Below are 17,790 nucleotides of genomic sequence, written 5' to 3' on the forward strand. Positions count from 1 at the left end.
TAGCCAAACGCTGCCCGACCCTGTTTTGTGCCCCACGACCAAGCACAACACCGAAGGCCAAAAGTGAGTATAGAGAGGTAGGCTGTTTCAACTGCTTTCTCACCTCACGTTTACATTTTTATGGCTGCCAATTCCATTGCTGCTCCGAAGGGGCGGCTGCTCACCCCCGAACAAAATGGGTTCCGCTTTGGCGTGATGACCGGCGTCGTGCTGTGCGTCTACACGCTGCTAGCGGCGCTGGTAGGCTTTTTTGCGCGCGTCGAAGCCGGTGGCCTCGACGTAGTTATCCTGATTGCGGGCTCGGTGCTGGCCATCCGGCACCTGCGCCACATGCGCGGCGAGCAGATGCCCTACCTGGGCGGCTACGGCACCGGCATTATTTCGGCGCTGGTAGCCTCGGTTATCCTGGGTTTGTTCTTTATTATTCTCACCGCCATTATGCCCAACAAGCTGGACCTAACGCAGGTCGAGAACCTGTTCGGCTTCGATTTGTCGGTGGTTGTGGCCTTCCTGGCAATTATCCTGATGGGCACTATGACGGGCGTAATCACCTCGCTCATCGCCATGCAGTACTTCAAGGCCGACCCCATCGACCCGCTGAAGGCAATGGAATAATTCCGAAATTACTCAACAAGAAGGACCGATTTCCAACGCTGGAAATCGGCCCTTCTTGTTGAGTAATGATTTAATTTTTCGAAAAATCAGGTGGGAAGCGCGGGCAAAGGAAACGGCACAAATTGACTGACATCGCCTCCAAAGCGGTGGATTTCGCGGATAATCGTGCTGCTCACGGCCGCCAGCGTAGGCGAAGTTGTCAGAAATACCGTTTCGAGGCCGGGGCTGAGTTGGCGATTGGCCTGGGCAATGGCGTTTTCGTACTCAAAATCAAGGGTATTGCGCAGGCCGCGCAGCAGGTAGCTAGCCCCGGTTTGGCGGGCAAACTCGGTGGTGAGGCCCTGGTAGCTGCGCACCGATACGCGCGGCTCATCTCGAAATAAGGCTTCGAGTTGCGCCGTGAGCCAGGCTAGCGGCAGCTGGCGCTGCTTGCTGCTATTCGTGCCGATGGCAATAATTAATTCATCGAACAGCCCTACGCTGCGTCGCACAATGTCGAGGTGGCCGTTAGTAAATGGGTCGAACGAGCCGGGAAAGAGCGCAATTTTCTTTATCATATTGCCGCTGATTAGGTAGTTGGCCGTGGGCAATTGCTAGTCAAAGACCAGTCAGCAATTACCAATCAATGACCTATTCTACTCGCAAAATGCCAAGCTGAATAAATCGAAATGCCGGTAATCGGCCACTTCATTTAAATAATAAAAATACTGCAAGCCAAACGGCCGCGTGCCAAAGCGCAGATTGCGCACGTAGGTGCTGAGCAGCGCAAACGTGGCCGAGTCGCTCGTTAATTCGCCCCAGATAGTGACGGTATCCTGGTCAGGATTCAGCCCCAGCTCCTGCATTACGAGGATAGTGTAATACGTCACGTCCTCGGCAGTACTCACCGTGAAGGCGTTACAAAATTCGACCTGCGCACCCAGCACCACGGCCGTCAGCTCGTGGTCGGCCAGGCTAAGGTAAAGCTGGCGCGGTGCAGCGCTAGGGCCGCGCTGGTGCAGCAGCCCGGCCAGCAGCGCGCTGGTCTGGGGCAGCAGCCGGGCGCTCGGCCCGTGTACCTGTTGCAGCCACTGCACCAAGCTGCCGGGCGCCGCAAACAGGCTGACGATATCGGTAGCCGGGGCGGGCAGGGGCAGGGTATAAGCTAGGGCTTCCTCGCCGGAAACCAGCTCGTGGTGCAGGCGCAGGTAGGTAGCCTCGTCGCCGGTGCGGTAGAGGGGGGCCGGCAGCAGCGGCGTGGCGCCGCCGGCCAAGCCTAGCCGCAGGCGCGCCCAGCCGGCCTGGCCCAGTAAAGTGCCCGCGGCCAGGGCCGGCAGGTCAGCTAGCGAGGTGGCCGGCAGGTCGTCGAAGGCGACTATTTTTTGGCGAGCCGCCTCCATGGCGGCCAGGCGCAGGCGGTTGGGGCTAGCCAGCGCGTAGAGGTGGTAAGCCGTGAGGTTAGTGGCGTCGAAGGTATCGTCGCGCAAACTCAGCGTCGGGGTAGCAGGCAGGGTAGGAGAAGCAGACACGGGCAAAGGCAGGCCCGCCCAGCGGCCGGCCGGGGTAAAGATAGGCGGCCGGCGGGGCTTAGGGGAGCGGTTCTGTCGGCGGCGGCGGCCGGGGCGCAGCTAGCCGGCTATTCGTCGCAAAAGTGCCTTTAGCTCAATAATACCTGGGGCGCAAACACGTCGTCGGTGCTCAGCAGGCCGCGCAGCACGGGGTGCACCTGCGTTAGGGGTAGGGCCAGCAGCTGGCGCGGCGTGCGCCAGGCCAGCTCGGTGAGCAGCTGTGCATCGGCAGCGTGCTCGGGGTCGTGGCCCAGGCGCGGGGTGGCGGCGGGGTCGGCGGCCAGTACTTCAAAAAAGATTTCCAGCGCCTGCAGCTCATCGCGCCGAAACTCGTGCAGGTGCAGCTGCCGGCCCACGCGCACCGCTAGCCCCGTTTCTTCCAAAAATTCGCGCTGCAAGGCCTCTTTTAGGCTTTCGCCAAATGCCCAGCCCCCACCCGGCGGCGACCAGAACGTGGCGCCGGCCGGCAGCAAGCCCCGGTGGGCCGCCAGCAGTATGGCCCCGTCGCGCACCAGAATACCGCCCACCCGCACGCGTACTGTTTTTGTATAAGGCGTTAACAATGAATCAGTTGCTTGAATAGGGTCAGCAGGCATAAAGTCGGGGCTAGCCAGAATAGTGTGAAGCCTCTACGCAAACCCGCCCTCAATGGGCGAATCGGTGGGCTGCCCCGCCCGCCGCTGCCGCCAGCGCCGCCACCGGCTAGCCACGAAAACCAGCAGCCCCAGTACCAAGCCCGCCATCACGAGTGGCAGCAGCAGCGTGAGGAAGCTGCCGGCCACCGCCAGCACGTTTTCGAGGGTGGCAAACAGCGGGTTGGCCAGCCCGCCCGTGGTGGCCGTGGAGCCAGCCCGCAGCAGCGCCGTGCTGCCCTGCACCACGCCCGCCGCCCCTCCGCCTACCAGGACGCCCAGCGTCCAGCGTAGAGTGGGGTCGAGGTGGGTGAGCGAGGAAGTCATCAATAAAGTACCCGCGATGAAGGAGGCCGGCGTAGTGAGCGTATCGAGCAGGTGGTCGAAAAAGGGCACGTAGTAGCCCACCAGCTCGGCCACCGTGGCCGTAGCCAGCACTACCAGGGCCGTCCAGCTGCTGAGCCAGTCGAAGCCCGGCGAGCTGGGCAGCCAGCCCACCCGGTGCGCCACGCTGGCCGCCAGCAGCGGCACAAACACCCGAAAGCCGCTGCACGCGGCCAGCCCCAGGCCCAGCGCGCCGGCCACGAGGTACTGCATAGTCGATAGATGGTCCATAGCAAGGGGCGGGCTGCAAAAATGTGGCCGGAAGGTACGCACGCCGGCCAGCCCGGTATCTTTGGGCTACTATGAATTCTGTTGACCTGCCGGCCGGCGCCGACCTCGAAACCCGCATTCGCGAAAAGCTGAAGCGCCAGCACTTTATGCACCTCATCGGGGCCGACCTCACCCGCATCGAGCCCGGCCGCGTCGAGGCCGAACTGCCGCTAGGGGTGCAGCACCAGCAGCAGCGCGGTTTTGCCCACGGCGGCCTGGTGGCCACGATGGCCGACCTGGCGGCGGGCTTCGCCGCCCTCACGCTCGTGCCCGAAGGCACGGGCGTGGTGACTTCGGACTTGAAAGTAAGCTACCTGCACCCCGGCGTGGGCCAGCGCATCAAAGCCATCGGCTGGGTGTTGAAAGCCGGGCGCCGCCTGCACTTCTGCGAGGCCGAGGTGTGGTGCGACGACGTGCTCATCGCCAAGGCCTCGGCCACAATGGCGGTGCTGGAGCCGGTTGGATGAGCGGCCGGCTGTACTAGTTGGGTGCCGACAGGTATATGAACCAGGCACTTAGTGCTAAGCTGCCTAAAAGCGACAAGCCAACTCCAGCCTGCTTGTGGAAGGGCTCGCGGGGGCTAGCTGGGCGAAGTAAGGGTAGTAGAAGGTATAGTAGCAGAGGCAAAGCCGCCAGCGGGCCCAGCTCCCATTTTGGCCCTACTACGTCGGCACCGTTGCGGGAGAAATGCAGGGGTACCTGCGCCGGGATGGCAGCCCACTGCCAGGCCAGGCAAATGATGGGTAGCAGCAGCAGGTCAGACAATAATACCTTTTTCATGCAGCCAAAGTAGCTGATATATGTCGCACTAGCAGATTGTGTAGCCAGCCGATGCACATTTGCGGCACTTATTGCTACTGGGTTAAATTATCAGCTCGTGTTAAAAACCAGATTCCCGTCCGTCCGCGATTATTTCCCGTTCGAGCCGACCGACGACCAGGCCGAATTATTCGTGCAGCTCGATGAGTTTTTGCGCGACCAGCTGCCGGGGCGCAAGGTGTTTGTGCTGCGCGGTTACGCGGGCACTGGCAAAACCACCGTCGTGAGCGCCCTCGTGCAGTGGCTGGGCCGCATGCAGCGCCGCTATGCGCTCATGGCCCCCACCGGCCGCGCCGCCAAGGTGATGAGCGCCTACGCGGGCGTGCCAGCCAGCACCATCCACAAAAAGATATACCGCCAAACCAGCGGCGCGCCCAGCGAGCGCCTCAGCTTCACGCGCCAGCCCAACCGCCAGGAAGAAACTCTTTTTATCGTGGATGAGGCCTCCATGATTTCCGACGAAAAGGCTTTTGGGGAGAACGGGCTGCTCGACGACCTCATGGGTTTCGTGTTTGAGAAATCGACTAACCGGCTGCTGCTTATCGGCGATACGGCGCAGCTGCCGCCGGTGGGCCAGCTCCTGAGCCCGGCCCTCGACCCCGAGCTGCTGGCTCACCGCTTCCGCGCTAGGGTCGATGGGGTAGAACTGCGCCAGGTAATGCGCCAGGCCGAGGCATCGGGCATCTTGGTGAATGCCACGGAGTTGCGCGAGGAATTGCGGGAGGAAGCACCCAATATTCAGCTGCACACCAAGGGTTACAAGGACATGTTTAAGATGGGCGGCGACAAGCTGGAGGACGGCCTGCGCTGGGCCTACCGCAATTTCGGCCACGAGAATACCACCATTATTTGCCGCTCCAACCGCAACGCCAACCAGTATAACCAGCTCATCCGACGCACGTTATTTGATGCTGAGGAGGAAATTGAGGCCGGCGACTATATCATGGTGGTGCGCAACAACTACTTCTGGCTGCCCAAGGATTCGGAAATCGGCTTTCTGGCCAACGGCGACTTCTTGGAAATCACTAAGATAATTCGGCGCGAGGAAGTGTTTGGCTGCCGCTTTGCCCAGGCTAGGGTGCGCTTAGTAGACTATCCCGACGAGCCCGAATTGGAGGTAAAGCTGCTGCTCGATACGCTGCATACCGAAAGCCCTTCGCTGCCGCGCGACCAGAATGAGAAGATGTACCAGGAAATTCTGGCCGATTATGCCCACCTCACCAAGAAGGCCGAGCGCAACGCCGAGATGCGCAAAGACCCGTACCTCAACGCCTTGCAAATAAAATTTGCCTACGCCCTGACGTGCCACAAGGCGCAGGGCGGCCAGTGGCAGGCCGTATTCGTGGACCACGGCTTCATCAAGCCCGACGAGCCGGTGGGCGGCGAGTTTGCGCGCTGGCTCTACACGGCCATCACGCGGGCCTCGGAGCGGCTGTTTCTGCTTAATTTTCAGCAGCGGCTCATCGCGCCCAGCGAAATTGTGGAGGATTAGCCCCGCTTTTTTGCGCCGGGTGGAATTCAATTGCCTGAATCAGAGTTTGCCCGGCTGCGACGGCTATTAGGTGGGCGGCCCTAATTTGGCTGCAGATTTGCCTACGCCGACTTATCGCGTAAATTTGTTTCTCTCCCAATAACCCAATTTTTACTTTGTCATGACCAAGATGCTGCTGCTGGCCCTGGGCCTCACGTTTGCGGGTACCGCTGCCCACGCCCAGGCTGCCAAGCCTGCTAAAGCCACCGCTAAGCCGGCCGGCCCCCAGATTGAGTTTTCGGAAGTGAAGTACGACTTCGGCACCATCAAGCAGGGCGACGTAGTTGACCACGTATTCAAGTTCAAAAATACCGGCACCCAGCCGCTCGTAATTTCTAACATCGGCGTAAGCTGCGGCTGCACCACCCCTAGCTGGACCAAGGAGCCCGTGCAGCCCGGCAAAACCGGCACCATCTCGGCCAAATTCAACTCGGCCGGCAAAATGGGGATGCAAACCAAAGTTCTGACCATCGACTCGAACTCGGCCGGTGGCAGCACCACCGTTTCGCTCGTAGGCGAGGTAAAAGAAGCGGCCACGGCTTCGACCAAGTAGGCGCTTTAAGCCACAAAAAAGGGGCTAGCCGTTGTGGCTAGCCCCTTTTTTGCGTTCTATTTAAGAACAAGGCTAAAGCTTGCTCACGGCCAGCAGCAGGCGCAGCCAGCCGCCAATCAGCAGCAGGCCCCCGATGGGAGCCACCGCCCCAAACTTGGTGATGCCCGTGAAGCAGATGGCATACAGCGAGCCGCTGAAAATCAGAATACCCCCTAGCCACAGCGCGGCCGTGGTATCAAGTGGGTCGCGCAGCTCGGGCCGCGCCGTGGCTAGCACGCCCACCGCCAGTAGCGCCAGCACGTGGTAAAACTGGTAGCGCACGGCCGTTTCGAAGGTTTCGAGGCGGCCGCTGGCTTCGAGCATGGGCCGCAGGCCGTGCGCGCCAAAGGCGCCGATGGCCACGGTGAGCGCCCCGAGCAGGGCCGCGAGCTGGAGGATAAGGCGGGGAGACATAAGCGTAGTAATTGAAAGGCGCTAACAAAGAACGTCATGCTGAGCTTGCCGAAGCATCTCTGCTGAACGACACCCGGGCGGCGCAGCGGAGATGCTTCGGCAGGCCCAGCATGATGTTTCCTAGTGATTTGCGCTGTCTTGCAGACCATTATGTTACGCCTGGGGCGGCAGCGCATCGGCCGAGAAATGGAAGGGCAGCAAATCGGCCAGGCGCTCGAATCGTAGCACGGTGCCGCTCACGCTGGGTAGTAACAGCCAGATGGGCTGGCCCTGGCGCACCTCGTATTCGAGCATTACCTGGCGGCAGGCGCCGCAGGGCAGGGCGGGGCCAAACTCGCCTTGGGCCGGCCGGCCGGCCACGGCCATGCCCACGATGAGCGGCGGCGGGCCGGGCCGATTGCCGGCTAGCCCAAACAGCGCCGTGCGCTCGGCGCACAGGCCTGAAGGATAAGCCGCATTCTCCTGATTAGTGCCCTGCACGAGGCTGCCATCGGCCAGCAGTAGCGCGGCGCCCACGTGAAAATGCGAGTACGGCGCGTAGGAATGGGCCGTGGCGGCCCGGGCGGCCTCCCACACCTGGCGCTCGGCGGGCGTGAGCTGGTCGGGGCTGGCTAGCTCGTGGTAGTGCAGCGCCAGCTCGCGGCGGGTAGTGATGGAGTCGATGGAAGAAGCGGCCATTGCGGCGGGAATAAAAACGGGGCGACAAAGTAAGGGCTTATTGGGGGATAGGCAAGCCGGGGATAAAAATGGCGAGCCCCGCGCCAGCTGGCCCAACCCGGCTAGCCGGCTTCAGTCGGCAGGCCGTGTACTTTTGCCCGCATGACTTCACCCACCCGCCTGCTGCTGCTCGGGGCCGGCCGCTCGGCTTCGGCGCTTATGCAGTACCTGTTGCGCCACGCCCCGGCCGAGCGCTGGTTTCTGACCGTGGCCGATGCCTTACCCGCCCACCTGGCGCCGGTGCTGGCCGCCCACTCGCAATACGCCCGCGCCGTGCCTTTCGAGGCGGAGAATTCCGCCCGGCTCGACCTGCTGGTGGCCGAAGCCGACGTGGTTATCTCGATGCTGCCGGCCGCGTTTCACCCCGCCGTGGCGCGGGCCTGTCTGGCGCATGGGCGGCACCTGGCCACGGCTAGCTACGTGAGTGCCGAGGTGCAGGCCCTGCACGCCGAGGCTGCCGCCGCTGGCTTGGTTTTCCTCATGGAATGTGGCCTCGACCCGGGCCTCGACCACATGTCGGCCATGCGGGCCATCGAGCACATTCGGGGCCGGGGCGGGCGCCTCACGGGCTTCACCTCGCACTGCGGCGGGCTGCTCGACCCCGCCTCGGAGGGCGATAACCCGTGGCGCTACAAGTTTACCTGGAACCCGCGCAACGTGGTGCTGGCCGGCCAAGGCACGGCCAAGTATCTGGAAGCCGGTCATTTGCGCATCATTCCGTATCAGCAGCTCTTTGCCCGGGCCGAAGAAGTGCACGTGCCCGGCCACGGCACGTTTGAGGGCTATGCCAACCGCGATTCGCTCAACTACCGCGTGCCGTATGGGCTCGCTGACATTCCCAGCATCCGGCGGGGCACGCTGCGGCGGCCGGGCTACTGCGCCGCCTGGCACGCGCTGGTGCGCCTGGGCCTCACCGACGACAGCGTGAACCTGGCCAACTCGGCCGCCCTCACCTGGTACGAGCTGGTGGCCGGCTACCTGCCCCACTGGCCCGCGCCCGGGTGGTCGCTATCGGCCCTCACCGCTGAGTACCTGGGGTTAGCCCATAATAGCCCCGAAATGCAGCGGCTGGTGTGGCTCGGCATTTTTGAGCAAACCCCCGTGGGCCGCGCCAACGCCACGCCCGCCCAGCTGCTGGAGCACCTGCTGGCCGAAAAATGGCAGTTACAGCCCCACGACCACGACATGATAGTGATGCAGCATCAGTTTGACTACGAGCGCGCCGCTGAAAACTACCGACTCACGTCGTCGTTGGTGGTGCTCGGCGACGATGCCACCCACACCGCCATGGCCAAAACCGTGGGCCTGCCGCTGGGCATGGCCGTGCGCCGCCTGGTGCGCGGCGAGGTAGCCGGCCGGGGCGTAGTCATTCCGACCACGGCCGACCTCTACGCGCCCATTCTGCACGAACTGGCGGCCGACTACGGCATCACTTTTACGGAAGAAGAAACGCATACCGGGCCATTCTTTGCCTAAATTATGGCCCTCGCTTCGCGCCAACCGGCTCCACCAGTGGCCTACCTGCGCCTGCGGCTCCGGCTGCTGGGCCGGCTGCTGCGCGAAATCGGCTGGTGGCGGCTGGCGTTGGGGGTGTCTATGCTGGTGCTAGGGGTGCTGCAAGCCTTGGTGGTGCTGGCCGCGCACCCGGCGGGGTGCTGGCTGGTGCCGCTGTTGGTGGGCTGGCTAGGGCTGGCGGCCCACCGGCGCCGGGCCGACTGGCAGTTTTTGCTTATGACCGCGCCCGGGTTTCGGCCGTGGCTGGCGCTGGAATACGTTTGGCTAGCCCTGCCGGTGGCGCTGCTCCTGGTGGTGTTGCACGCTACCGGCCCGGCGGTGCTAGCGCTGACCTTGGTGGCTGGCGTGGCGTGGGTACCCCCGGCCCGGCCCGCTGCAGCCACCCGGCACCGCTGGCGCAGTGTGTTTCGCAGCGAAGCCTGTGAGTGGGTAAGCGGGATGCGGGCCGCCAAGGCCTTGGGGCTGTGGCCCCTGCTGGTAGGGCTGGCCACCTGGCAGCGGGCATCGCCGCTAGCCCCAGTAGGGGGGCTGCTTGCCTGGCTGCTGGTAGTGGGCGCTTGCTACGGCACGCCCGAGCCGCTGACGATGCTGTCCCTGGCGGCCCGCTCGCCGCGGCAGCTTGTGCGGCGCCGGCTGGCGTTGGGACTGGGCTACGCGGCGGCTACGGCGGCGCCATTCTGGCTATTGCTGGGGTTGAGTGCGGCTGGCTGGGGGGCGATGCTGGCCGGGGCGCTGGTTTGGCTGGGGCTGCTGGTGATGCTTATTCTCTGTAAATATGCCTTTTACCCGGTTAGTGCGCACATTCGCTCTACGCAGGGGCTGGTGCTGGCCGTGGGGCTGGGATTGTTTTGGCACCCGGCCTACCCGCCCTTGATGCTGGCAGCGGCGGGCATGCTGGTGTGGCAAAGTCGGCGCCGACTGCGGGCGATACTATCTGTTAGCGAATTGCATAGCCCCCATGCTCGAAATTATTGACCTGCGCAAAGCCTATGGCTCCCACGAAGTATTGCGCGGCGTAAGCCTGACGCTGCGGCCCGGCACCATTCACGGACTGGTGGGCGCTAATGGTGCGGGCAAAACAACCCTTATCAACTGCCTCTACGGGGTGGAAGGAGGCTTTGCGGGTACTGTGTGCACCACGGAGGCTGCCCAACTGGTGCGCGATATTACAGGGCTGGTGCCCTACGAGCCCTACTTTTACCCTCGCCTCACGGGCCGCGAATACGTCGAATTCTGCTTGCAGGCGCGGGGCCGGCCGGTGCCCGACCTGCGCGGCTGGAACGAAGTGCTGGAGCTGCCCCTCGACCAATACGCCACCGAATACTCGGCCGGGATGAAGAAAAAGCTCGCCCTGCTGGCCGTACTGGTGCAGGAGTTTGCCTACCTCCTCCTCGATGAGCCCTTTAATGGCCTCGACCTCGAAGCCAACCTGCTGCTGAAAGAGATTTTGCGGCAGCTCCGGGGGCGCGGCACCGGCATTTTGCTCACCTCGCACATTCTGGGCACGCTCACCGAGGTGGCCGACGAAGCCACGGTGCTGGTGGGTGGCCGGGTGCAGCGCCACTACCAGGCCACCGAGTTTGGCACTCTGGAAGCCGACCTGCTGGCGGCTCTGCACGGCGACAAGCTGGAGCGGCTGCGCGAGCTGCTATAGTGCCAGGTAAAACTCCGCCAGCAGCGCCCGGAATGCCGCCGAATATTGCCCGTCGGCCTCCTGAATAGCCATGCTGCCATCGCGGGGGCTAGCCGGCGCCGCCCGCCCAAACTGCCAGATGCTGCGCGTGAGACGCCCGCCCGGGCGGTGGCGCACGGCCAGCCGTGCCTGCACGGCCAGCCCGCTAGCCCCCGCCGCCTGAGCAAAGTGCGGCATCTCGGGCGGCGGCAGCAGCACCGTGAGCGTGCCCGCCGGCAGCAGGTAGTCAGCGGCAAAGGCGCAGATGCCGGCAAACGTGAGCGAGCCTTCGCCCGCGTGGCGGGCCGTGGCGCGGGCCGCATCGGGCGGGGCCAGGCTGCGCCGGAAAAATGGCGGGTTGCAAATGAGATGGCTGAACGGTGCGGGCCGGCTGGCCGCATAGGCCGCCAGGCTCAGCGGATGCACCGCCACGCGGCTGGCCCAAAGGCTAGCGGCCACGTTGGCCGCCGCCTGCGCAGCGGCGGCAGGGTCTATCTCGATGGCCTCAATCGTGGCTTCGGGGGCGCGCTGGGCTGCCATGAGGGCTAGCAGGCCGGTGCCGGTGCCAATATCCAGCACGCGGGTAGCGCCGGAAAGGTCGGCCGCCGCGCCCAGGAGGCAGGCGTCGGTGCTCACCTTCTGGGCGCAGTCGGCTTGGTTGATGCGAAACTGCTGAAATTGAAAATAATCGTTGGGCATATGTTAGGCTAAAGCTGGTGCCTGGCGGGCGTGGCTGCTTGGTGAGGTAGCCCCCGCCGACCAAACCACGCCAGCAGCCACCGGTGAGCCGGCCGCTCCAGGCCAAAATACAGCGCTAGGGCCGCTAGCACCAGTGGCCCTAGCAGGGCTAGCGGCAGCAGCAGGGCTGGCAGCCGCGGCGCCAGCCGCGCTTCCAGCCCGTTAGCCAGCGGCCCCATGTGAATTAGATAAAAGCAATAAGATGCCCGCCCCAGCAGCTGCCAGGCCGGCGTGCTAAGCAGGCGGCTGGCGCGGGTGCGCTCGTGCGCGAGGCCGTGCAGCAGCCAGCCGGTAGCCACCGGCAGCAGCAGATTATTGATGGCCACGCCCGGATACGTATCCAGGCTGATATGATGCATAAGGTACTGAACCAGCACCAGCAAGCCCAGCACCGCGGCTAGGCCCAGCGCCCCGCCGCCCGTGGCCCAGCGGTGCCGCAGCTGCGGCGGGCGCCAGGCGAAAGCGGCCCCAATTAGAAACTCGGTCAGGCGCCCGAAAATCGTTCCCTTGAGCATAAAGAGCGGCGACCCCAGCGCGGGCAGCATACTGTAGAGGCCTAGCCCCACGGCCGCCAGCCCCAGCGCCAGCCCCGGCCAGGCGCGGCGTGGGCCGTAGCGCCCGCCTAGCCAGAAGACTACCGGCGCCAGCGCGTAAAATCCTTCTTCGACCGAGAGTGACCAGGCCTGCACAATGCCGCTCAGCGCCCAGCGCTCCACCAGGCCATTGGCGAGCGACAAGTGTATGAAATAGAGCCCCAGCCACTTCCAGAAGGGCAGGTGAATCTTAACCAGCCGCCCCACAAACACCGCCGTGAGCAACACCGCATAAACGGGCATAATGCGTGCCACCCGGTGCCCCAGGTACCGCCCCCAATCGGCCACCCCAAACCGCTGCCCGGCATAGCGCCGCGTAATAAGGTAGCCGCTGAGCGTGAAGAAGATAGAAACCCCAATGTGCAGCTCGCTTAGCACGGCCAGCCCCGCCGTGGCCAGCGACGTAACAGGCGCCAGCTGCGGCGGGTGTTGATGAAAGCAGAAGACCGCCAGCGCCGCCAGCGCCCGCAGCCCGGTAAGGGCCGGGTAGTAGGCGGTAGGCGGGGAAGATGATTTCATAAAGGTCTTGCCAGGCAGGGCTTCACCGGAAGCCAGATTTGTTCTTCGGCCGTCGGGTCATCGGGGCGATAGTGCGCGCTGAGCACCTCAAAGTGGGGCCGGTCGTCTAACTCATAGCCCGAGGCCGGCAGCCACTCCAGCAGCAGGTGGCGAAACACGGCCGGGCCGCCGCTAGCCGGCCCTTGGTAGTCGAACACCGCGTAGTGGCCGGCCGGCAGCACCAGCAGCTCCAAATCGGCCGGTACGTCCGCTGCCCGTGCTACGGCCACGGCTGCCCACTTCTCAAAAAGTGCCTCGGGGCGAAATGGCCGAAAATACGTCGCATCGTAGCGCTGCACCGAATACCGTTCGGCGCTACGGGCAAACGGCCGCGCCCGCAGCCGCTGCCCGAAGCTCTGCCACAGGGCGGCCGTGGTATCGGCCAGCAGCGACAGGCGCTGGCGCTGGCCGGCTAGCGGGGTTTCGGGCAGGGTTTCGAAGCGCGGCTGCATGAATATTCTCAGTTTACCGAGTTTTTCCTGGCGCGAGTTTAGCGCAGCGTAACTCGTGACTGATTTTAGTGTGGAGGTTGTACCTCCACTGCCGCGTCAGCGGCAAGGCGGGGCCAGGTCGCTCGGCTGGCTCTTTCTATGGGATGCACAATCTATTTCGCAAAGTAGATATAAATTACGCTACGCTAAACTTGCGCTTGCAGAGCGAATTTATAGTGCCTTCTGTGAAAGATGCTTAAGTCTTACAAGCTGGTCCACTACTAACAGTTTCTCGTTTTCAAATAAATTGCTGAAAAAAAAATACTTCTCTCTCTTGAAAATTAAAAGATATTTCACCTGTTGATGTTTTAAAAATTAATAATAAATTGAGTCTAATATTGAACTGTATTTTATCATAAAGCGGTAAATCATCCCAGGCTGACTTTCGGATAAAGTCAATGCTATCAAGCTGGTAAGAGTTGGATTTAATCCAAAAGGTGCCTTTCCTTTTTAATGTAATAAGATGATTTTCAACAATTAACTCTTCCGTGCCATTTGTTAACCATAAGAATTGTCTGAAGGCCAGAAGGCCAATGACTGGATGAGCTAGAAAAAATACCACTGCAAACTCAGTGGTATTATGTACGGGTTTGCTACAAAGTTCAATTATTCCTGATAGTAACAGCAAGCTTGCGAATGCGGTAAAAGCAATGGATATAATAGTGTTTCTAGATGTGTTGGAAGCTCTAAAGTGGCTATCTGAAATCTCGTAATCAAACTTTCTTCTTGGAATACTTAGTACGAATAATTTGCTATACTGGTACTGCAATTCTAGTAGTGTGTTCTTGAGTGGATTCATTAGACTTAGGCGATTTATTAGAAAAGCTACCCCAGCGCCTCATATCCCTCATCAACCAATAACCCTTTGCCAAGGGCGCTTTGCACGGCTAGCACATCGCAGCGCTCGTTTTCGGCGTGGCCGGCGTGGCCTTTTATCCACTTGAAGGACACGTTGCGGTCTTGGTACACGCGCAGGAAGCGGCGCCAGAGGTCCTCGTTGGCCTTTTTGCCGAAGTCGGGCTTGGCGGCCCAGTTGAAGACCCATTTCTTCTCCACGGCATCGACCACGTACTTAGAATCGGACACGACCAGGATGGGAATCTCGGGGCGCGTCACGGCTTCGAGGCCCACAATCACGGCCAGCAGCTCCATGCGGTTGTTGGTAGTGCGGCGGAAGCCCTGGGTCAGCTCCTTTTCGTGGGGGCCGTAGCGCAGGATGGTGCCGTAGCCGCCGGGGCCGGGGTTGCCGCGCGAAGAGCCGTCGGTGAAGAGGGTAATCAAGGTAGTAAAGGGTAGGCTGTGAAAAAGGCAAGAATAAAAGTCGTTTGTCATGCTGAGCTTGCGAAGCATGACAAACGACTTTTACTTCGTTACCTCTTCATTTCTAATCTTTTCGAAAAACTGCACCAGCGCTTCAAACGCGGTATCGGGCACGGCCGGGAAGTTGGCAATGCGCAGGCTCGTGGCCTTGTGGTCGCCGTAGCCCGAGCCCAGCTGCAGGCCGGCCTCGTCGCGGGCGCGGCGCTTCACCTCCTCGATGAGCGCGGGCGGGCCTTGCAGGCCGATGACGGTGGTGGAGCGCGCCTCGGGGTTGTCGATGAGCGGGCGCAGGCCCAGCGGCTGTACCTGCTCGAAGTAGTCGTAGAGCTTCTGGGCGCGCCCGGCCAGGTGCGGGGCAACGACTTTGATGGGTTCGCGGGCTTGCAGCACGCGGCTCAGCAGATAGATGCCCAGCACGTTGGGGGTGTGCGTGGTCTGGTAGTTGAGCATCTGCTTCACCATGCTGTTCAGGCTGTTGTAGTGCGCGTTGTCGCCCACCTCGCGGGCGCGGGCCACGGCGCGGGGCGAAAGCACCAGTAAGCCCAGGCCGGCGGGCAGGCCCAGGCACTTCTGCACCGAGCCGTACCACACGTCGGCCTTGATAAACTTGAGGGCCAGCCCGCCCAGGCTCGACGTGGCGTCGACGGCCAGCAGCGCGGGGCCTAGCCGGTTGAAGGTGTTGAGAATGAAGTTGTCGCGCAGCTGGGTGGCGGTGCTGGTTTCATTCTGAGTGAGGCACACCAGGTCGGTTTCCTCGGGGGTGAAGGGCAGCGTGGCCGGGTCGGGCACGTCGTTGATGTCGAAGCGCAGGCCGGTGCAGCCGGGCCGCAGGGCGCGGGCGTAGTCAAACCACTTCTGCCCAAACGACCCGTTGTAGAGGTGAAACGAGCGGCGCGGCGTCAGGCTCTGGGTTAGAATTTCCCAGCACTCGGTAGCCGAAGAAGTAAACAGAATGGTATAGTCCTGCGGGATGTTGAGCTTGAGGCGGGCCTGGTCGAGGCAGTGGCGCACGAGCGCCGTGAAGCGCTCGGAGCGGTGCGGCGCCGACAGCCAGCCTTCCTCAAAAGCATCGGCCAGGTACTGGCGCACTTCGGGGTACACGGCCGCCGGGCCAGGATTGAAGGTATAAGTCGGGAGGGTTGCCATAGGGCAAAGGTAGGGGCGGGGCTAGCCCAAAAAACCCCGCCCCGCGCCTTATTGCACCACTACCCGCTGCCGGCTAAGGCTTACCCCGTTATTCCACTCTGCCACGTACACGCCGGCCGGCACGCCCGCCAGTGGCAGGTCGAAGGCTGCCTGCCCGGCCGGGCCGGTGGCGCTGGCCACGCAGCGGCCGGTGGCATCGAGCAGCCGCACCTGGGCGGCCGTGCCGGGGGCTAGCGGGCCACTGAGGTGCACCGTGCCGGTGGCTGGGTTGGGGTAAGCGGCTAGCCTAGTAGCGGTGGCCGACACGCTCACCACCGGCGAATAAGTCACCTGCCTATCCTGGTCTACTTGGCGCAGGCGGTAGTAGCGGGTGCCGGCCAGCGGCCGGGCATCGCGGGCCTGGTACTGGCGCGGGGTGGCGCTGGTGCCCGCGGCGGCCTCTTGAGCCACGGCCTGCCAGGCAGCGGCGGCGGGGTCGTCCTGGCTTTCTACCACAAAGGCCGCGCTGTTAAGCTCCGAGGCCGTAATCCAGCTCAGCAGGGTGCCCTGGCTAGGCTGGTAGCTCGCCGAGAAGGCTGCGAGCTGCACCGGCAGCGGGCAGGTGGCCGCCGTGAAAGCCGCGTAGTTGCAGCGCTCGAGTGCCGTGGCGCCGGTGCTGTAGTCGCGCACGTTCTGGCCGGCGGCGATGTCACTATTCGTGTCGAGCGTGCGGCGCGTCTGGCCGTTGCCGATGGCATAGTTCATCACGCCGGTGGCCGAGATAATGTGCGCGAGCTGCGCGCCGTGGCCTTCTTCGTGCAACGCCACGCTCTCAAAATCGTACTGCTGGCCGCTAGGAGTGCTGGTAGTGTAGTTCCAGGTATAGGCGGGCGCGGTGCTGGTGGCCGGAATGGGCACCGGCGCATAAGCGTAGTCAGTTTCGATGGCCTGCCAGTTGAGCGGGCCGTTGCTTACCGAGCAGCCGTAGTAGTACTGGTACGTGACGCCCAGCACGCCCGTGCTGAGCGTGGCATCGAAGCGCACCACGTTCACACCATCCTTACTGGTCACGTCGTTTGGGGCCGCCGTGGCGCTGATGGTGCGGTTGATACCCCCCTGGCAGCGCCAGTTTTGCAGGGCCCGCTCGAACGGCGCCTTGGCTGCGGCCGGGAAGCTAGCGGCGTATTGCAGCGTGTAGCCGCCGCTGTTGTCGGGGCTGATGAGGTGGATGCGGTAGGGCTGGCCGTTGGAAACCGTGGTGAGCAGCGCATACGTCACCGTGAGCGGGCTGGGGCTGGTGGCTAGGGCACCCCCATTGTCAGCCACCTGAAAGTCGCCGGTGCCGGCCGGGCTACTCGGGGTGCTGGGCGAAGTGCCGTTCGCCGGCACGCGCACCTGAATCTGCGTATCGCTCCAGCTGAGGTAGTCGCTGGCCAGCGGCTTGATGTACGAGGCCCCGCCATCGTCGGCATTGCGAAACTGCACGTAGCCCGCGCCCTGCGTGCTGCCAAAGCCCGTGCCCGTGATGGTGAGCACCCCGGTCGGGCTGGTGGTGGTAGCCGTAGTAGTGCCCACCGTCACGGCGCTGGGCGAAAAGCTGCTGATAACGGGTGCCGTAGTAGCCAGCGGCCCGGCCGCCGCGCGCAGGCGGCGGAGCTGGGTGGCTGCCGCCAGGCTGGTATTGGCCGCCACCGTGCGGTACGCAGTGCCGGTGCCCGCCTGCACCGCCTCATACAGCGCCTGCCCAATGCTGGCGTAGCGCCCAAAGGGCTCGCTGGCCGTGAGGTCGGTCAGGTCGTAGCCAATAAAGCCCTGCGGCCCGGCGTAGGCTCGGCGCTCGCCCGGCTGGTTAGGGTCGGCCTCCAAAAAAAAGATGCCCTGCTGGCCCGCAGTCAGCTGCAAAGAGCTGCTTACTTCCTCGCGCCGCAGCCCCAGCGTGCCGCCCGGCGTGAGCAAGCTCAGCGGCCCGCCCGGCAGCGGCCCCCGGAACACCTTGAATACTTCCAGCACGTTGCGCGTCACCAAGTGGCCGTTCAGGTCCTCCACCTGCTGGCTGGCCACGCGGGCCTCCACCACCAGCGCCGCCTGCTGGGTGCGCTGGCTCAGCGCCACGGGCGCCAGCAGGCAGCCTTGGGCGCGCAACAACTGGGGCGCAGCGATGCACAACCAGGAAAACAGAGCCGGCCCGGCATAACGTAGTAAACGAGGCATCAGTACTTTTCGCAGAAATGGATTTCTACCAAAAGTACCAACGAAC

General features: G+C 63.1%; 20 protein-coding genes. 7 read left to right on the top strand and 13 right to left on the bottom strand.

From position 1 onward, the window contains the following. Positions 1–120 precede the first annotated feature (120 nt). Positions 121–615, top strand: a complete 495-nt coding sequence (locus GKZ68_RS04975) for a hypothetical protein (protein ID WP_173111409.1) — start codon at positions 121–123, stop codon at positions 613–615. A gap of 86 nt (positions 616–701) precedes the next feature. On the opposite strand, the gene coaD is transcribed toward GKZ68_RS04975, so the two are convergent. From coaD to GKZ68_RS04995, 4 genes are all read right to left on the bottom strand, one after another. Beyond that, positions 702–1,169: a pantetheine-phosphate adenylyltransferase gene (coaD, locus tag GKZ68_RS04980; protein ID WP_173118177.1), complete on the bottom strand. Its 468-nt coding sequence runs from the start codon at positions 1,167–1,169 to the stop codon at positions 702–704. Positions 1,170–1,250: 81 nt separating this feature from the next. After that, complete coding sequence (locus GKZ68_RS04985) at positions 1,251–2,123, bottom strand: DUF3822 family protein (RefSeq protein WP_173111412.1); 873 nt, start codon at positions 2,121–2,123, stop codon at positions 1,251–1,253. Positions 2,124–2,251: 128 nt separating this feature from the next. Then, positions 2,252–2,758, bottom strand: a complete 507-nt coding sequence (locus tag GKZ68_RS04990) for an NUDIX domain-containing protein (RefSeq protein WP_173111415.1) — start codon at positions 2,756–2,758, stop codon at positions 2,252–2,254. Positions 2,759–2,791: 33 nt separating this feature from the next. Further along, complete coding sequence (locus tag GKZ68_RS04995) at positions 2,792–3,409, bottom strand: DUF4126 domain-containing protein (protein WP_254244171.1); 618 nt, start codon at positions 3,407–3,409, stop codon at positions 2,792–2,794. A gap of 71 nt (positions 3,410–3,480) precedes the next feature. Between GKZ68_RS04995 and GKZ68_RS05000 the strand changes: the two genes are divergently transcribed. The 3 genes from GKZ68_RS05000 (at position 3,481) to GKZ68_RS05010 (ending at position 6,351) form a co-directional block, all read left to right on the top strand. Continuing rightward, on the top strand, positions 3,481–3,915 hold the full coding sequence (locus tag GKZ68_RS05000; RefSeq protein WP_173111418.1) for a PaaI family thioesterase: 435 nt from the start codon (positions 3,481–3,483) through the stop codon (positions 3,913–3,915). A gap of 410 nt (positions 3,916–4,325) precedes the next feature. Next, entirely contained in the window at positions 4,326–5,759 is a 1,434-nt protein-coding gene (locus GKZ68_RS05005) for an ATP-dependent RecD-like DNA helicase (protein ID WP_173111420.1), read from the top strand. A 160-nt stretch (positions 5,760–5,919) separates the two neighbouring features. Further along, positions 5,920–6,351 (top strand): DUF1573 domain-containing protein, encoded by a 432-nt coding sequence (locus tag GKZ68_RS05010; RefSeq protein ID WP_173111422.1) that lies wholly within the window; start codon positions 5,920–5,922, stop codon positions 6,349–6,351. 72 nt (positions 6,352–6,423) lie between these two features. Here GKZ68_RS05010 and GKZ68_RS05015 read toward each other — a convergent pair whose 3' ends face one another. Together GKZ68_RS05015 and GKZ68_RS05020 are read right to left on the bottom strand one after the other, a co-directional pair. Continuing rightward, complete coding sequence (locus tag GKZ68_RS05015; RefSeq protein WP_173111426.1) at positions 6,424–6,804, bottom strand: DUF423 domain-containing protein; 381 nt, start codon at positions 6,802–6,804, stop codon at positions 6,424–6,426. Positions 6,805–6,957: 153 nt separating this feature from the next. Beyond that, positions 6,958–7,482 (bottom strand): cytidine deaminase, encoded by a 525-nt coding sequence (locus GKZ68_RS05020; protein ID WP_173111428.1) that lies wholly within the window; start codon positions 7,480–7,482, stop codon positions 6,958–6,960. A gap of 141 nt (positions 7,483–7,623) precedes the next feature. Here GKZ68_RS05020 and GKZ68_RS05025 point away from each other — a divergent pair, with 141 nt between their 5' ends. From GKZ68_RS05025 to GKZ68_RS05035, 3 genes are read left to right on the top strand one after another with little or no spacing between them, the layout of a single operon-like run. After that, a complete protein-coding gene (locus GKZ68_RS05025) occupies positions 7,624–8,997 on the top strand; it encodes a saccharopine dehydrogenase C-terminal domain-containing protein (protein ID WP_173111431.1) in 1,374 nt (457 codons plus the stop codon). A gap of 3 nt (positions 8,998–9,000) precedes the next feature. Further along, a complete protein-coding gene (locus tag GKZ68_RS05030) occupies positions 9,001–10,011 on the top strand; it encodes a hypothetical protein (RefSeq protein WP_173111434.1) in 1,011 nt (336 codons plus the stop codon). After that, complete coding sequence (locus GKZ68_RS05035; protein ID WP_173111437.1) at positions 9,995–10,690, top strand: ATP-binding cassette domain-containing protein; 696 nt, start codon at positions 9,995–9,997, stop codon at positions 10,688–10,690. The genes GKZ68_RS05030 and GKZ68_RS05035 overlap by 17 nt, the downstream gene beginning before the upstream one ends. Here GKZ68_RS05035 and GKZ68_RS05040 read toward each other — a convergent pair. The 7 genes from GKZ68_RS05040 to GKZ68_RS05070 all read right to left on the bottom strand — a co-directional run bounded on the left by GKZ68_RS05040 (position 10,685) and on the right by GKZ68_RS05070 (position 17,699). Beyond that, positions 10,685–11,407 (bottom strand): tRNA1(Val) (adenine(37)-N6)-methyltransferase, encoded by a 723-nt coding sequence (locus GKZ68_RS05040; RefSeq protein WP_173111440.1) that lies wholly within the window; start codon positions 11,405–11,407, stop codon positions 10,685–10,687. The two genes, GKZ68_RS05035 and GKZ68_RS05040, sit on opposite strands and share 6 nt — an antisense overlap. 8 nt (positions 11,408–11,415) lie before the next feature. Beyond that, complete coding sequence (locus tag GKZ68_RS05045) at positions 11,416–12,558, bottom strand: acyltransferase (protein ID WP_173111442.1); 1,143 nt, start codon at positions 12,556–12,558, stop codon at positions 11,416–11,418. Then, entirely contained in the window at positions 12,555–13,049 is a 495-nt protein-coding gene (locus tag GKZ68_RS05050; protein ID WP_173111446.1) for a GyrI-like domain-containing protein, read from the bottom strand. The genes GKZ68_RS05045 and GKZ68_RS05050 overlap by 4 nt, the downstream gene beginning before the upstream one ends. Positions 13,050–13,326: 277 nt before the next feature. After that, positions 13,327–13,887 carry a hypothetical protein gene (locus GKZ68_RS05055; RefSeq protein ID WP_173111449.1) on the bottom strand — a complete coding sequence of 187 codons (561 nt, stop codon included), beginning with the start codon at positions 13,885–13,887 and terminating at the stop codon, positions 13,327–13,329. A 26-nt stretch (positions 13,888–13,913) separates the two neighbouring features. After that, on the bottom strand, positions 13,914–14,369 hold the full coding sequence (locus GKZ68_RS05060; protein WP_173111452.1) for a ribonuclease H: 456 nt from the start codon (positions 14,367–14,369) through the stop codon (positions 13,914–13,916). An 81-nt stretch (positions 14,370–14,450) separates the two neighbouring features. After that, the gene (locus tag GKZ68_RS05065; protein WP_173111455.1) at positions 14,451–15,554 is read right to left on the bottom strand and encodes an aminotransferase class V-fold PLP-dependent enzyme; all 1,104 of its coding nucleotides are present in this window, start codon (positions 15,552–15,554) and stop codon (positions 14,451–14,453) included. Between the two features lie 48 nt (positions 15,555–15,602). Next, the gene (locus GKZ68_RS05070) at positions 15,603–17,699 is read right to left on the bottom strand and encodes a T9SS type A sorting domain-containing protein (RefSeq protein ID WP_173111458.1); all 2,097 of its coding nucleotides are present in this window, start codon (positions 17,697–17,699) and stop codon (positions 15,603–15,605) included. Positions 17,700–17,790 lie beyond the last annotated feature (91 nt).

Origin of the sequence: Hymenobacter sp. BRD128, assembly GCF_013256625.1 — a bacterium.
GTDB lineage: Bacteria > Bacteroidota > Bacteroidia > Cytophagales > Hymenobacteraceae > Hymenobacter.

Coding starts and splice junctions, on each gene's coding strand:
- GKZ68_RS05050 (WP_173111446.1), bottom strand. CDS start 13,049: ATGCAGCCGCGCTTCGAAACCCTGCCCGAAACCCCGCTAGCCGGCCAG.
- GKZ68_RS04990 (WP_173111415.1), bottom strand. CDS start 2,758: ATGCCTGCTGACCCTATTCAAGCAACTGATTCATTGTTAACGCCTTAT.
- GKZ68_RS05015 (WP_173111426.1), bottom strand. CDS start 6,804: ATGTCTCCCCGCCTTATCCTCCAGCTCGCGGCCCTGCTCGGGGCGCTC.
- GKZ68_RS05045 (WP_173111442.1), bottom strand. CDS start 12,558: ATGAAATCATCTTCCCCGCCTACCGCCTACTACCCGGCCCTTACCGGG.
- GKZ68_RS05065 (WP_173111455.1), bottom strand. CDS start 15,554: ATGGCAACCCTCCCGACTTATACCTTCAATCCTGGCCCGGCGGCCGTG.
- GKZ68_RS05020 (WP_173111428.1), bottom strand. CDS start 7,482: ATGGCCGCTTCTTCCATCGACTCCATCACTACCCGCCGCGAGCTGGCG.
- GKZ68_RS04975 (WP_173111409.1), top strand. CDS start 121: ATGGCTGCCAATTCCATTGCTGCTCCGAAGGGGCGGCTGCTCACCCCC.
- GKZ68_RS05040 (WP_173111440.1), bottom strand. CDS start 11,407: ATGCCCAACGATTATTTTCAATTTCAGCAGTTTCGCATCAACCAAGCC.
- GKZ68_RS05010 (WP_173111422.1), top strand. CDS start 5,920: ATGACCAAGATGCTGCTGCTGGCCCTGGGCCTCACGTTTGCGGGTACC.
- GKZ68_RS05035 (WP_173111437.1), top strand. CDS start 9,995: ATGCTCGAAATTATTGACCTGCGCAAAGCCTATGGCTCCCACGAAGTA.
- GKZ68_RS05055 (WP_173111449.1), bottom strand. CDS start 13,887: ATGAATCCACTCAAGAACACACTACTAGAATTGCAGTACCAGTATAGC.
- GKZ68_RS05030 (WP_173111434.1), top strand. CDS start 9,001: ATGGCCCTCGCTTCGCGCCAACCGGCTCCACCAGTGGCCTACCTGCGC.
- GKZ68_RS05000 (WP_173111418.1), top strand. CDS start 3,481: ATGAATTCTGTTGACCTGCCGGCCGGCGCCGACCTCGAAACCCGCATT.
- GKZ68_RS05025 (WP_173111431.1), top strand. CDS start 7,624: ATGACTTCACCCACCCGCCTGCTGCTGCTCGGGGCCGGCCGCTCGGCT.
- GKZ68_RS04995 (WP_254244171.1), bottom strand. CDS start 3,409: ATGGACCATCTATCGACTATGCAGTACCTCGTGGCCGGCGCGCTGGGC.